The 14,101-nt window shown below is 66.1% G+C and carries 12 protein-coding genes; 10 read left to right on the top strand and 2 right to left on the bottom strand.

The window, feature by feature from the left end; translation table 11 throughout:
* Nucleotides 1–118: 118 nt before the first annotated feature.
* The gene (locus J0X27_RS01630; protein WP_207270752.1) at nucleotides 119–2,587 is read right to left on the bottom strand and encodes a DUF5059 domain-containing protein; all 2,469 of its coding nucleotides are present in this window, start codon (nucleotides 2,585–2,587) and stop codon (nucleotides 119–121) included.
* A gap of 421 nt (nucleotides 2,588–3,008) precedes the next feature.
* Between J0X27_RS01630 and J0X27_RS01625 the strand changes: the two genes are divergently transcribed.
* Nucleotides 3,009–4,406, top strand: coding sequence for an FAD-binding oxidoreductase (locus J0X27_RS01625; RefSeq protein WP_207270751.1), 1,398 nt, complete (start codon nucleotides 3,009–3,011; stop codon nucleotides 4,404–4,406).
* A 33-nt stretch (nucleotides 4,407–4,439) separates the two neighbouring features.
* On the opposite strand, the gene J0X27_RS01620 is transcribed toward J0X27_RS01625, so the two are convergent.
* Nucleotides 4,440–5,993: a glutamate-cysteine ligase family protein gene (locus J0X27_RS01620; protein ID WP_207270750.1), complete on the bottom strand. Its 1,554-nt coding sequence runs from the start codon at nucleotides 5,991–5,993 to the stop codon at nucleotides 4,440–4,442.
* Nucleotides 5,994–6,096: 103 nt separating this feature from the next.
* Between J0X27_RS01620 and ligA the strand changes: the two genes are divergently transcribed.
* The 9 genes from ligA (at nucleotide 6,097) to J0X27_RS01575 (ending at nucleotide 14,077) form a co-directional block, all read left to right on the top strand.
* Nucleotides 6,097–7,830 (top strand): ATP-dependent DNA ligase LigA, encoded by a 1,734-nt coding sequence (gene ligA / locus J0X27_RS01615; RefSeq protein ID WP_207270749.1) that lies wholly within the window; start codon nucleotides 6,097–6,099, stop codon nucleotides 7,828–7,830.
* A 104-nt stretch (nucleotides 7,831–7,934) separates the two neighbouring features.
* Entirely contained in the window at nucleotides 7,935–8,303 is a 369-nt protein-coding gene (locus J0X27_RS01610; protein WP_207270748.1) for a rhodanese-like domain-containing protein, read from the top strand.
* Between the two features lie 361 nt (nucleotides 8,304–8,664).
* Nucleotides 8,665–9,255: a hypothetical protein gene (locus tag J0X27_RS01605; protein WP_207270747.1), complete on the top strand. Its 591-nt coding sequence runs from the start codon at nucleotides 8,665–8,667 to the stop codon at nucleotides 9,253–9,255.
* Between the two features lie 516 nt (nucleotides 9,256–9,771).
* Nucleotides 9,772–10,917 carry a histidinol-phosphate transaminase gene (gene hisC / locus J0X27_RS01600; RefSeq protein WP_207270746.1) on the top strand — a complete coding sequence of 382 codons (1,146 nt, stop codon included), beginning with the start codon at nucleotides 9,772–9,774 and terminating at the stop codon, nucleotides 10,915–10,917.
* Entirely contained in the window at nucleotides 10,914–11,465 is a 552-nt protein-coding gene (locus J0X27_RS01595) for an adenylate kinase family protein (protein ID WP_207270745.1), read from the top strand. The genes hisC and J0X27_RS01595 overlap by 4 nt, the downstream gene beginning before the upstream one ends.
* Nucleotides 11,462–12,079 (top strand): CDP-alcohol phosphatidyltransferase family protein, encoded by a 618-nt coding sequence (locus J0X27_RS01590; protein ID WP_207270744.1) that lies wholly within the window; start codon nucleotides 11,462–11,464, stop codon nucleotides 12,077–12,079. The genes J0X27_RS01595 and J0X27_RS01590 overlap by 4 nt, the downstream gene beginning before the upstream one ends.
* Nucleotides 12,080–12,161: 82 nt before the next feature.
* Complete coding sequence (locus J0X27_RS01585; RefSeq protein ID WP_207270743.1) at nucleotides 12,162–12,704, top strand: multiprotein bridging factor aMBF1; 543 nt, start codon at nucleotides 12,162–12,164, stop codon at nucleotides 12,702–12,704.
* A gap of 178 nt (nucleotides 12,705–12,882) precedes the next feature.
* A complete protein-coding gene (tpiA, locus tag J0X27_RS01580) occupies nucleotides 12,883–13,527 on the top strand; it encodes a triose-phosphate isomerase (protein WP_207270742.1) in 645 nt (214 codons plus the stop codon).
* Nucleotides 13,528–13,639: 112 nt separating this feature from the next.
* Nucleotides 13,640–14,077: a DUF8159 domain-containing protein gene (locus tag J0X27_RS01575; protein ID WP_207270741.1), complete on the top strand. Its 438-nt coding sequence runs from the start codon at nucleotides 13,640–13,642 to the stop codon at nucleotides 14,075–14,077.
* The last annotated feature ends 24 nt before the right edge of the window (nucleotides 14,078–14,101 follow it).

The raw sequence follows: 14,101 nt of genomic DNA, 5'->3' as shown, positions 1-14,101 counted from the left end.
CTTAATCGCTTTCGGCCGTCCCTCGGCGTCGGGAGTCCCGACCGAACGGATTCGTCGGCCGATCGATGGCCGGCGTCCCGTGGTGGTGACGACTCCCCCCATCGGGAGTGTGGGAGATTCATTCAACGATGATCGTTCCGACCATTCCGGCGGCCTCGTGGGGGATACAGACGTACTCGTGTTCACCCGTCGTCTCGAACGTGTGGACGTACGACTCTCCCGACGTGACCGCACCCTGGCCGTTCTCCCAGCCCTCGCGGGCGTCCGTCTCGCTTTCGAACCCACCGGACGCCCAGTAGGTTGCGTCGCTCGGAATCCCGTCCTCGTAGGCCGACACCGAGTGGGGTTCGCCCGATGCGTGCGTCCAGGCGACGGTCTCACCTTCCTCGACGGTGAGTTCCGCCGGTTCGAACGCGACGGCCTGCATGTCGACGACGTGGTCGGCGTCGTCGGGAACGCCCTCGACGACGTTCGGCCCGCTCTCGAGGTCGGGCTCGTCGTCGGCCTCCCCGTCGGAACCGGTCGTGCCGTCGTCGCCCGGCGCTGCATCGGGCGCGCCGGCGACGGCGAACTGCGCCCGCAACGTCGCCGTGGCGAACGTTTCGGCGGCCCCGTCAACTCCCGACCCCGACTCGAGGGCGGCGATGTAGTCCTCGAGCGCCGCTTCGAAACTCTCGTAGATCTCGTGGTCGGCTTCCTCGAGGGGCTCGTGGACGCGCGCTTCTTCGAACTCCGCGAAGACGTCCCGCATGATCGACGCGGCGGCCTCCCCGTACGAGCCACCGGCGGACGCCACGACGGTGTACGTCGCCTCGAGCGCCTGCTCGTCGAACGTTCGGGCCGCTTCCGGGACGGACCCGTCGTTCTCGGCAGCACCTCGAGCGTCGCCGAGCGCGCGCTCGAAGGACTCGTAGCGGTCGTGATCGGCGTCCTCGAGCGCTTCGTGGAACCCGCCCGCGCCGCTCTCGAAGTGCTCGAACGCGTCGCGAACGACGGTTTCAGCGCGAGCGGACTCCCCGAGGACGTCCAGGACGCCGGCGTCGAACACACGGGCGGCCATGGACCCGCTTTCGACGGCGCTCACCTGCGCGGTCGTTCCGGCGGTCGTCTCGAACTCGAGGAGGCGATCGCGGATCCCGGTCGCGTGGTCGTCGACGGCCGCGTCGTCGCCGCTCTCGAACGCCTCGATGATCCCGTTCAGATGCTCGTCTTCGAAGGTCTCGTAGAGCGATTCGTCGGTCTCCTCGAGCGTCTCGTGGAAGTCGGCCTCGTTGGACTCGAAGCGCTCGAACAGCCCGCGGGCGGTTTCGGCGGCGACCTCGTTCTTGCCGAGCCGATACCGTTCCAGCGCGTCCTCGATCCGGACTTTGAAGAAGCCCGCCTCGAGCAACGCGGGCTCGACGCCGGTCCCCAGGGCGTCGATCCCGGTCACCAGCCCGTCGTCGATCGTCTCGACGGCGCTCGTGACTCCCGCCGCGTCGTCGTTCTCGATGGCGGTCGCGAGCGCGTCCAGACCGTCCTCCTCGAACCGGTGATAGGCGTCTTCGCTCGCCTCCTCGAGGGCCTCGTGTGCGCGAGCGCCCTCGAAGTGCGCGAAGACGTTCTCCGCGATCCGTGCTGCCGCATCCGGGTGCCCGCGATCGAAGAGCCAGGCCGCGTCGTGGGCCCGCGCTCGATAGACGTTCAACGCGGCCGCGTGAGCGAACGCGGTCGACGGCCCGCCCAAGCCCGCGAGTGCGGCGGCGTCCCAGCCCCGGGCCTGATACGTGGCGAGCTGCCCGGCACCCGCCGCCTCGGTGGATGCGAGCGCGTAGCCGCCGTCGACGGCCGCCGCGAGCGCGTCGCTCGCACTCGAGCGGACGCCCTCCACGTCTTCGGTTTCGGCGGCCGTAACGAGGCTCTCGATGGCGCTTTCGAACCGCTCGTAGACGTCGGCGTCCGTCTCCTCGATCGCATCGTGGACGGCCGCCTCCTCGAACCGCCCGAGTGCGTCGGTCGCGACGGTTTCGGCGGCGTCGAAGGCCCCGGCCGACGCGAGCACGACGGTATCGGCGACCGTCGTCCCGAACGCCTGAAGATCGAACGCGCGCGACGCCGGCTCGCCGACGAGGGCCCGTTGGGCCTCGCGGAGTTGCTCGTCTCCGATGACGGCCTCCTCCCGTGTGCGACCGATGTCTCCTCGCTCCAGCCCCTCCGTCCGAAGTTCGCCGAGGGCCTCCTCGAACTCCTCGTAGCGAGATTCGTCGGTCTCCTCGAGGAGTTCGTGGGCGTTGTACTCGCCGGTAGCGGTCTCGAACCGAGAGAACGTGTGCTCGGCGACGGCAGCGCCGGCCTCGGTCTCTCCGGCCCGTCCCACCGCGAGTGCGTCCCACAGGCGGGCCCGCATCGCGTTCCACTCGGCGGCGACGGCCGTCTCGATCGGTTCGGCGATCGTCGATTCCTCGTCGGACGACTCCGGGGCCCCCTCGCCTTCGGTCGAGTCGGGTTCGGCGTCCCCTCCGTCGGTCGTCTCGGAACACCCGGCGAGCCCGAGGCTCACGAGTGCTGCGCTGCTGCCCTTCAGCCACGCGCGTCGCGTCCGTTGCATAATTTTTAGGCTCGCCTAAATATACAAATGCGTTCCGATTTTGGCCAGCCTAAAATAAAGTTGGCGCGGCGACGCGTCCCTCCGATACGCCCCTGCCGATGGCGATCCGAAACCCGGTTCGGACGGCTGCTCCACGACAGGAGCGGGGGAATCGCCGGCACGATCGCGGTGACCGCCGGCGGATTCTTTCGGGCTGTCCGAACGCGTTCGAATCAAGAACCCGGTGAGCCACACGTGAAGCTTTCCCCGAATATCTTTCGCCCCCTCCCGGTATCGCTACCGTCTTCCGGATAGATGGACCCCTCCGCAGGCCGTCCCGTGGTCCTCCCTGTTCTCGAGTCTCTCCCGTCGGCGGACCTATTATAATTATTGATTATGTGAAACTATATGCCCGAGCGAAGCGTACGAACGCTGAGTAATAATGGCAGTGGCAACCACACCCGTAGACGACGGTGCAATAGACGGATTCCGCGAGGGGCTTCACGGCGAGTTGCTCCGTCCCGGGGATTCGAACTACGACGAGACGCGAGCGATCTGGAACGGGATGATCGACAAGCGTCCGGCACTCATCGCTCGAGCGATGGGCGTCTCGGACGTGATCGCGGCGGTGGACTTCGCCCGCGAGCAGGAGATGCTGCTCGCGGTTCGCGGTGCCGGGCACAACATCGCGGGCAACGCGGTCTGTGACGACGGACTGATGCTCGACCTCTCGGCGATGCGGTCGGTTCGCGTCGATCCGGCGGAGCGGACGGCTCGCGTCGAGCCGGGAGCGACCCTCGGCGACTTCGACCACGAGGCGCAGACGTTCGGGCTGGCGACGCCGACCGGGATCAACTCGACGACCGGCGTCGCGGGGCTTACGCTCGGCGGCGGCTTCGGCTGGCTGGCTCGCAGGGACGGGATGACGGTGGATAACCTGCGCTCCGTGGATATCGTCACTGCCGACGGCGAACTGCGTCACGCGAGCGAGACGGAAAACGCGGATCTCTTCTGGGGGATTCGGGGTGGCGGCGGCAACTTCGGCGTCGTCACCTCCTTCGAGTTCGATCTCCACGAGGTCGGTCCCGAAATCCTCTCGGGACCGATCGTCTACGCGGGCGAGGACGCACGGGACGTCATCCGGCACGTCCGGGATTTCAACGAGGACGCACCGGATGAAGCCGCCGCCTGGATCGTCCTCCGGAAGGCACCGCCCCTTCCGTTCCTTCCAGAAGCCGTCCACGGCGTCGGCGTCGTCCTCGTCGTGACGTTCTACGCCGGAGACATGACGGAGGGAGAAGAGGTCTTGGCTCCGCTCCGGGAGTACGGAGACCCGATCGCCGATGCCGTCGGCCCCCACCAGTACGCGGCCTTCCAGCAGTCGTTCGATCCGCTGCTCACCGAGGGGGTCCGGAACTACTGGAAGTCGCACAACTTCAGCGAACTCTCGGACGAGGCCATCGATACCGCGGTCGAGCACGCAGCCGATCTCCCGTCCCCGCTGTCCGAGATCTTCTTCGGGCAACTCGGCGGCGCAATGGCGCGCGTGCCCTCGGACGCGACGGCGTACCCCCACCGGGACGCCAAATACGCGATGAACGTCCACACGCGCTGGGAGGACCCCGCGATGGACGAGGAGTGCATCGCCTGGTCCCGGGCGTTCTTCGACGCGATGGCTCCGTACGCCACCGGCGGCGTCTACGTGAACTTCATCAGCGAGGACGAAGGCGAGGAGACGCTCGCCTACGGGGCGAACCACGATCGGCTGGCCGAGATCAAGGCCGAGTACGATCCGGGGAACCTGTTCCGGATGAACCAGAACGTCGAACCGGCCCGGTAATCCTATTTTTACTGCCACACCCCTCTCGAGGGGCTAGTCGCCGATCCAGTCCGCGAAACTCCCCTCGAGCAACGTCTCCGACTGCCGAGCCACGTATCGCTGTTGCATCTCCGTGATCGCCGCCTCGAGGGTCGCGCCGTCCTCGAGGGCCGTCTCGACCTGTTCGCGTTTCCAGCTGGCAGGTGTTACCACCTGTCGGACGCGGCGTCGGAGCGGGTAGAGGTACTTCGCGGCCTCCTCGTCACTGAGCCCGCGGTTGGTGAGTCCGTCCTCGGCGTGAGCCAGCAGGTCCTCGTAGAGGGCGAGCCCGTCGGTCGTCTCCTTGCCGTCGTTGGTGATCCAGGTCAGGTCGGCCGCGAGCCCGTCGACCATCGCCGCGTAGAAGTTCTCCCGGGCGATCTGCCAGTCGAGTTCGACGACGGGGTGCTCGAGGCGGGTGAGACTCTCCATCAGCCCGGCAAACGCCGCGAGGAAGGCGACGGAGTCCCGGACCGTCGGCTGGGACGGAATCGGGCGGAACTCGATGCGGGCGTTGGCTGCCGAGCGCGTCGGGCCGCCGAAGACCGGGCGGACCCACCGCCAGTAGGTGCCGTGTTTGCGGCTGAAATGGGGGAACTGGTCGTCGAAGCGTTCGCCCCCGTCGACCGGCATGGGGACGATGGTATCGTCGCCGGCGATCCGGTCGATCGCCTCGTCGACGGTCTCGAGATCGTGGGGAAATCGGACCTTCCCTTCACCGGTGGTCGGATCGTTGAGCACGGTCTCGAAGACGCTGATACGGTGTTCCATCCAGCCGTCACGGAGGATCTCGTCGGCAGTCGCGTCGTCGTCGTAGAGGTCGGCGGGGAAGAACGGGGAGTTGACCCCGAGCGCGAGGAGGGGGCCTGCGATCCGCAGCGCGTAGTTGAAATACTCGGGAAGGTCGGGGGCGTGAGCCACCTGATAGTGGGGCTGTATCGACGTGATGAGGCTCTCGGGCATGACAGTGTCGCCCTGCAGCGAGACGTGTGGGGCCTCGATGCGCATCCCCGCGGAGTCGGCCTGATCGGTGTTGGCCATCGCGTGATATCGGGCGGAGTCGCTCATGTTCGTCGCGACGTGGACCGTGTGCGCAGTGCCCGCTGCGTCCGTCGTCGTCCGCTCGACGCTGTCGGTGAGATAGGTTTCCGCGTTCTCGCCTTCGGGTGGGATCGTCCAGAGCGCGTCGCTGACTAGCCGCATCCGCTCGGAGCTGGTCACGTCGAGTGCCGTCTGCAGTCGGGCCTTGACCTCCGACTCCTGGGCCGCCAGCCCGTGGGCGTTTAGCGGTTGCGGGCTCGTGGTCATTTCGGCGTTGTGCAAGCCCAGTTCCTTCTCGAAGCCGATCAACTCGAGCAGTCGGCGCGGAACCCGCCGCAACGCACAGTCGTCGGCCTTGACCGCGTAGAACTCGTACTCGAGGCCGATAATGGCCTGTGGGTTGTCGAAGACCCCCTCGTCGACGGCGTCTTTGATCACCTCGGCGTCCGCTTCGGCCCGCTCGCGAAAGTCGACGGCGTCGACGGTCAGGATGTCCGCGACCCGTGCGGCGAGGTCCTCCTCTGTCATACCTCCGAGTGAGTGACCGATTGCCTTCAAAGCACGTCTCTCGAGCGACGGTCGGCGATCGGTCTCAGAACCGTTTTACTCCCCCCGGCGATACACACCGCCGATGGAGTTCGCCACGTTCGCCGACCGCGCCGGGACGATCGACGCCGAACCCGCCGACCTCGAGATCGTCGCTCACGTTCGGGAGTTGCTCGCCGAGGCCGGCGACGACCTCGAGATCGTCGCGCGCTTCGCCCAGGGCCGGGTGTTTCCGGCCTGGGATTCGACGACCCTGGATATCGGCCCCAACGCGTGTTACGAGGCGATCGCCCGCGCCGCGGGGACGAACGTGAGCGCCGGCGACGTCGAGGACCGCCTCGCAGCTGTCGGCGAGATCGGCGACGTGGCGGCGAGTTACGACTTCGGTGGCCAGCGGGGACTGAGTGCGTTCACCGGCGGTGGCGGCGCTGGAAGCGAGAGCGAGGGCACCGGGGGCGACCTCACCGTTCGCGAGGTGTCCGATACGCTCGAGGAGGTCGCCGCCGCCGAGGGCTCGGGGAGCCAGGATCGCAAGGTCGACCTGCTCTTTGGACTGTTCAATCGCTGCTCGAGCGAGGAGGCGCGTTACCTCGCCCGGATCGTCCTCTCGGAGATGCGCATCGGGGTCGGCGAGGGGGCAGTGCGGGACGCGATCGCCGAGGCCTTCGACGTGCCCGCAGAGCGGGTCGAGCGCGCCCTGCAGGTGTCGAACGACTACGGGCAGGTCGCACGGATCGCCCGCGAGGAGGGGCTCGAGGGACTCGACGCGATGGACCTCGAAGTCGGCCGGCCCGTTCAGGCGATGCTCGCCCAGGCCGGGACGGTGACCGACGCGCTCGAGGAGTGGGAGGAGGCCGGCGTGGAGTGGAAATACGACGGGGCTCGCGTGCAGTTACACCACGATCCCGCCGGCTCCGGAGGGGCGACGGCGGAGACCCGTGTCTTCTCGCGGAACATGGAGGAGGTCACCGACGCGCTGCCCGAAGTCGTCGAGTTCGCCGCGGACCACCTCGAGGAACCCGCGATCCTCGACGGCGAGGTCGTCGCGATCGACGCCGACGGCTCGCCGTTACCGTTTCAAGAGGTGCTCAAGCGCTTCCGCCGGAAACACGACGTCGCGAAGGCCCGCGAGGCCGTCTCGGTCCGGCCGGTCTTCTTCGACTGTCTCCACGCCGGCGGCGACGACCTGCTCGCGGAGCCGTTGACGACGCGCCACGACCGGCTTCGATCGGTCCTGGTGGACTCGACCGTCGATTCCGGAGCCGTCGACGACGAGGATATCGAGGGACTCTCCCTGCTGTGGCGTACCGACGACCCCGAGGAGATCGAGTCGATCGACGCCGACGCCCTCGAGGCGGGCCACGAGGGGATCATGCTCAAAGACCCCGACTCGACGTACTCGCCGGGACGACGCGGGAAGCACTGGCGGAAGCGAAAACCGGACGTCGAGACGCTCGATTGCGTCGTTACCGGTGCGGAGTGGGGCGAGGGCCGTCGGGCGACGTTCCTCGGGACCTTCGAACTGTCCGTGCGTGCGGGCGACGACTTAGAGACCGTCGGTAAGGTCGCGACCGGAATCACCGACGAGAAGTTGGCGGAACTGACGGAACTGCTCGAGCCCCACGTCGCTGCCGAGGAGGGACAAGACGTCGACCTCGAGCCCGCGGTCGTCTTCGAAGTCGGCTACGAGGAGATCCAGTCCTCGCCGACGTACTCGTCGGGATACGCGCTCCGGTTCCCTCGGTTTCAGGGCGTCCGGCCCGACAAGGACCCCGCGGACGCCGACTCGCTCGAGCGACTCGAGCGCCTTCGGGGGTAGTAAGCGACCGGCCGTATCCCTCCTGACAACTGCGTCTCCGGTGGACGCGTCGTCGCCTCGTCCGAGACGCCACGGCTTTGTATACTGAACCCAATACTCCACCAATGACTAGCATCCGCCCGGACGAACTGGCCGAGCGCCTCGAGTCGGGAGACGACCCGTTTCTGCTCGACATCCGTCCGAAGTCGGCCTTCCAGTCGAACGCGATCGAGAACAGTCACAACCTTCCCGTTTACCAAGCGTTGCGACGCGGTGACGACGCGGCGTTACGCGACAGACTCGAGGAGATTCCTGCCGACGAAGACGTGGTCGTGATATGCAAGATGGGGATGGTCGCCAAGCGGGCGACGAGCCTGCTGGTCGAGGAGGGATACGACGCAGCGACGCTTGCGGGTGGCATGAGTGGCTGGACCGGCTATCGGAACGGCTCCCTGGGATACAAATTGCGGTCGTTGCTCTGGCGGCTTCGGTAGGACCGGTATCACGCCGGCAACGGAACTGCCACGTCCGTCCTATAGCAGTAGATAGTAGCACAGTTTATTTACTCAGATATATACTCGAAACCGAATCGGGCGAGTCGGTAACGACAGATGCGAATCTGACCCTGGCACTTCTCTCAGCCACCGATGATATTGGCAGAGCCGTACTGAATACAGAGCGCGACTGCGACACGAGTCGAAGGTCGATCTACGAAGGGGAGTGACCGGTCAGTAGAGGGGAGGCAGTTTCCGGAGCCGTACTCCATCTGGCTGGTGCTGGTAAAGCGACCTCCTGAAGTGAGCGGTCAATTCTATCACCAGAAAGCATTTATTGGTAATGTATATTCAGTTTCACATGACCACGCCCTTGACTATCGATCGGTACAAGGAGAACGCAGTTCCGCTGACCCTATTCCTCATAACGGCGGTCGCCGTCCTCATTGTTCCCCCGATCGTTGAGGGGGAGTTGGGGGTATATGGCGCGGTCTGGATCGTGATTGTAATAGCTTTTGTGACCGTGTTTCCGTATGCATGCGTCGTCGCGGTGGGGACTCTTCCACTTCTGTACGCTGATATTGCGAGTTTTGCGGCACCTGATACGGACGCCGATGCCTTCCATTCGTTCTCGTGGAACGCAGCCCTACGACACGTGGTGGCTGGATTCTCATATGTGGTAGGAGCAGCCATAGTTGGCGCCATCGGAATTGGCACTCAGATGACGGTGCTGGTGGACTATACGATACTAGATGGCTTCCACCCGTCGTTCCTGATCGGAAGCATGATCGTCGCGGTGGCTTTCGTCCGCGCCCAGTTGTGGCGATACGACAGGCCCCTGCGCACACTCCCGCTCCGTACGGTCTTCGGGACGCTGGTACTCGGAGGTCTGCTGGCTCTGTCCATAGTCGCTGCCTTCTGGGTGTTCAATGATGCGCCGGCCTACCTCTAAGCATACCTGATAGACACTCTACTGTTCAGTTCGCACACGAAGCGAGCAGATGGTTCACCGGTTTCGACGCGAAACAAACGGAGCCGTCGTGCTGAACTTATTCTCTGTATTCAGTACGTCGTTTCTGGCAGTGATCGGAGAGGTGAACGCCCGTTCCGGTAACGTCTCGATCTATACTGAACGTGGATTTCACGCCTAACTCTGAATAAAGAAACCGTATTACCAACGACTGATAGTGACAACTGAACGTTATTACACACCTGCTCGTACGACGGCGGTTCGATCAGTGTGTCACTCGTTTCGGTGCCGACGATAGCCGATTCGCTCGGACGCGTTCGGCCGCGATTCGGCAGCGACTCGCGGTTCCCGCCGGTCACTGCCCACTCCGAGGCCGTCGCTCACCCCTCGTCACCCCTCACCGCGGCCCGAGCCGTGTCACGGCGGATCGGCGGGTCAGGGCGGAACGACTGACCATATGTAAGCACCCTTAAGAGCCACGGGAGACAGGATTCGCGTATGCAACCGCGCGACCTGTCCGATCACGTCGCATACGAGGCGGGTCGAGGCATCGAGGAGGTCGCCCGCGAACTCGGGCGCGACCCCTCGGAGTTCATCAAACTCGCCTCGAACGAGAACCCCCACGGCCCGTCGCCGGCCGCCGCCGTGGCGATCCGCGAGACCGCCTCGAGCGTGAGTTCGTACCCGAAAGCCGCCCACGCCGACCTGACGACCGCCGTCGCCGCCCGCTGGGGCGTGACCGACGAGCAAGTCTGGCTGGCAAACGGCGGCGACGGCGCGATCGATTACCTCCACCGGGCGACCCTCGAGCCGGGGGACGACGTGCTCGTTCCCTCGCCCGGCTTCGCCTACTACGGGATGAGTTCCCGGTTCCACCACGGCGACGTCCGGGAGTACGACCTCGAGCGCGAGGACGATTTCGAACAGGACGCCGACGCGGTCCTCGAGCGTTACGAGGGCGACCGGCTGGTCTTCGTCACGAGCCCGCACAACCCGACCGGCTCGACGATGCCCCTCGAGGAGATCGAGCGCCTCGCCGACGCAACCGACGACGAGACGCTGATCGCCGTCGACGAGGCCTACGGCGAGTTCGCCGATCGCGACAGCGCCGTCGCGCTGATCGAGGGGCTGGACGGCTTCGAGGCCCGCGACGACGTCGCGGTCCTCCGGACGTTCTCGAAGGTCTACGGGCTCGCCGGCGTTCGACTCGGCTACGCCGTCGTCCCCGAGGAGTGGGCCGACGCCTACGCCCGCGTGAACACGCCGTTCGCGGCGAGCGAGCTCGCCTGCCGGGCCGGCCTCGCCGCCATCGACGACGAGGAACACGTCGTGCGAACCGTCGAGACGACCCGCGAGGCACGCGCGTACATGCGCGAACACGTCGACGCTCACGTCTGGGAGAGCGAGGGCAACTTCGTCCTCGTCGACGTCGGCGACGCCTCGGCCGTCGCGAACGAAATGCAAGACCGCGGCGTCATCGTCCGGGACTGCTCGAGTTTCGGCCTGCCGGGCTGTATCCGCATCACCTGTGGTACCGAGGCGGAAACCGAACGCGCGGTCGAAACGCTCAACGCCGTCCTCAAGGACCTCGATCTCGAGACGCAGCCGCCGGGCGATTCGACGGCGGAGGTCGCGGACTCATGAGGGTCGCGGTCACCGGCACACCGGGCACGGGGAAGACGACCGCGACGGCGCGACTCGAGTCCCGATGGGAGGCCCACGACGGGACGGACGACGGGTCGACGCCCGACCTCGAGGTGATCCACCTCAACCGGGTGCTCGAGGAAGCGGGACTCTACACCGAGGTCGACGCGGAACGGGAGAGCAAGGTCGCCGACCTCGAGGCCCTCGAGGAGTGGCTCGCGGACCGCGAGGACGTCGTGATCGAATCGCACCTCGCCCATCACTTCGACGCCGACCGGGTCGTCGTGTTGCGGTGTCACCCGGAGGCGCTCGAAGAGCGACTGCTCGAGCGTGGCGAAACCGAGGCGAAGGCCCGCGAGAACGCCGAGAGCGAGGCACTCGACGTGATTCTCTCCGAAGCCGTCGAGGAACACGACCTCGAGTCGGTCTACGAGATCGATACCACAGATCGCGATCCGGACGCCGTCGCGAGCGACCTCGAGGCGGTGACGGCGGGCGAGCGCGAACCGAGTGCCGGCGACGTCGACTTCGTGGAGTACCTCGTATGACACTCGATCGATTTCGACCGTACGTGTCGCGGTTCCTCGACCCGTTCGTCGAGGGCTTCGACCGGCTCGGACTGACGCCAAACGGCGTGAGCGTGATCGCGTTCGGCATGGCGATCCTGGCCGCGGTCGCATTCGCCCTCGGCGGGCTCGAGGACCCGATCTGGTACGTCGCGGCGGCCGTGTTAGTCTTCCTGAACGGCTGGCTCGATATCGTCGACGGCGCGCTCGCACGCGAGCAGGAGGTCGCCTCGGCCGGCGGAGACCTGCTCGATCACGTCCTCGATCGGTACGCGGACATCGTCGTCATCGCCGGGCTAGCTGCGGGCCTCGAGGACTTCCTGCTGGGCTTTGCCGCGGTGACCGGCGTCGTCATGACCTCGTATCTGGGGACGCAGGCCCAAGCGGTCGGTCTCGACCGGGTCTACGGCGGGCTCGTCGGTCGCGCCGATCGGCTGGCGATCATCGGTATCGCCGGCTTCCTCGCCTATCCGCTGGCGGGGACGACGCTGGGCGGGGTGACGCTCGTCGGCTGGCTGCTCGTCTTCCTCGCGGTCGTCGGCCACCTGACTGCGCTCCAGCGCTTTTACTACTCCTGGGTCGCCCTCGAATACTAACCGCGTCCGGCCGCTGAAACCGATTTCTACGGGCTGAAACCGCGCCGCATCCTTTATCCCTTACCGCGATATAGGACCCCACATGGTTCAGTGCGAGATGTGTGGGGCCGAGACGTCGTCCCCGAACACCATCAAAGTCGAGGGCGCGAAGCTAGACGTGTGTTCGAACTGCACGGACTTCGGCACTGAAGTCAAAGATACCTCGAGTTCCAGCGGGTCGACGAAGTACTCGACCAGTTCGAGTTCGTCCTCGAGTGGGGGCGGTCAGTCGACTGCCTCGAGTGGGAGTACCTCGAGTTCGGGTGGCTCGAGCCAGCGCCGCTCGGACATGTTCGACGACATGGACGAACTCGCGACGGATTACGACGATCGGGTCCGGACGGCCCGCGAGAGCAAGAGCCTGAGTCAGTCGGATCTCGCCAACGAACTCAACGAGAAAGCGAGCCTGATCCGCAAGATCGAACGCGGGGACACGCTCCCGAGCGATCGCGTCCAGTCCAAACTCGAGAACTTCCTCGAGATAGAACTGAGCGCCGAGGGAAGCTCCGGCGACGATTCGGAATGGTCGGGTGGCTCCTCGACCGGGAGCTACACGCTGGGTGACGTCGTCAAGCGGAAGGACTGAGACGGTTTGCTGTCCCGATGTCCCGGTGGGACCGCAGGGCGGTCCCGGTCCCACCGGCACTGACGGACGGGAGACCGTCTGAGACGGGCCGCTGTCAGTCCGTGTGGCACGTTGCCCACGCTGTCTTACGCGTCGCCGACTCGCAAACTATTTCTTTCGGGCGGGTGCGGTTGGCCCTATGTTCGTCCTCGTCAACCTGAAGACGTATCCATGCGATCCGATCGCAGTCGCGGAAGCCGTTCGCGACGTCGACGAAACAACCGACGCCCGGCTGGCCGTCGCGCCGCAGGCGGCTCAGCTAGAGCGAGTCGCCGAGACCGGCGCGGAGACGTGGGCTCAACACGTCGACTCGATCGAACACGGGAGCAACACCGGCCACACGCTCGCCGAAAGCGTCGCCGACGCCGGCGCGGTCGGCACACTGATCAATCACTCCGAGCGCCGGCTGAAACTGGCCGACATCGACGGTGCCGTTCGGGCGGCCCAGCGGGCCGACCTCGAGACGGTCGTCTGTGCGAACAATCCGGCCCAGATCGGCGCGGCCGCGGCGCTGGGCCCCGATTCGGTCGCCGTCGAGCCGCCGGCACTCATCGGCACCGGGACGCCGGTCAGCCAGGCCGATCCCGACGTCGTCGAAGACGCGGTCGACGCGGCCGCCACCGTCGACGCCGACGTCTCCGTTCTCTGCGGGGCGGGTATCAGTACGGGCGACGACGTCGTCGCCGCGGGCGATCTCGGGGCCGAAGGCGTCTTGCTCGCCAGCGGCGTCGCGAAAGCCGACGATCCGAAAGCAGCGCTCGAGGACCTCGTCGAGCCGCTTTGAGCGCGATCCTCGCCGTCGAAGCGACACCCTTGAACGGATGGGCCGCTCCGGAGGCCCAGCGAGCGGGACGGGTGCCGACCGACTTTTCTGGATACCCGCCGAACGGAGACGTATGACCGACGACGGGTCCGGTGCCGAGGGGGACGGCGAGCGCGGGGACGACGCGTCCGCGGGGGAGCGACCCGTGGCCGTCACGCTGGAGAACCGACTGATGAGCCACGGCATCTACGTGACGTCGGTGGCGTGGATGGACGGGACCGAGCCACCCGGCGAAGACGGTGTCGGGATCGAACTCGAGTACGAAGTCGTCTCCGAGGCAGCCGCTGTCACGGACGACGAGGTCGGTGCCGTCCTGCGGACCCTTCTGACGATCGGCGACGAACGGGAGTGGACACCGGGACGCCTCGAAGTAACGTCACTGACGACCGATGGGGACGTTCGTGGCTGGTGGTACGTCGAACGCGAGTGGTTCGACGGACTCGGCGAGGAACTTTCCGAACTCGAGTTCTCCCAGCGCGTACTGTCTACCATCAAGAATTACCGAGAATAACTGGCCGGGCGTTACAGACGATCG

Source organism: Natrinema longum, assembly GCF_017352095.1.
Lineage (GTDB): Archaea > Halobacteriota > Halobacteria > Halobacteriales > Natrialbaceae > Natrinema > Natrinema longum.
Note: the sequence above shows the minus strand (reverse complement) of the source record. Positions and strands in the feature narration are given on the sequence as shown.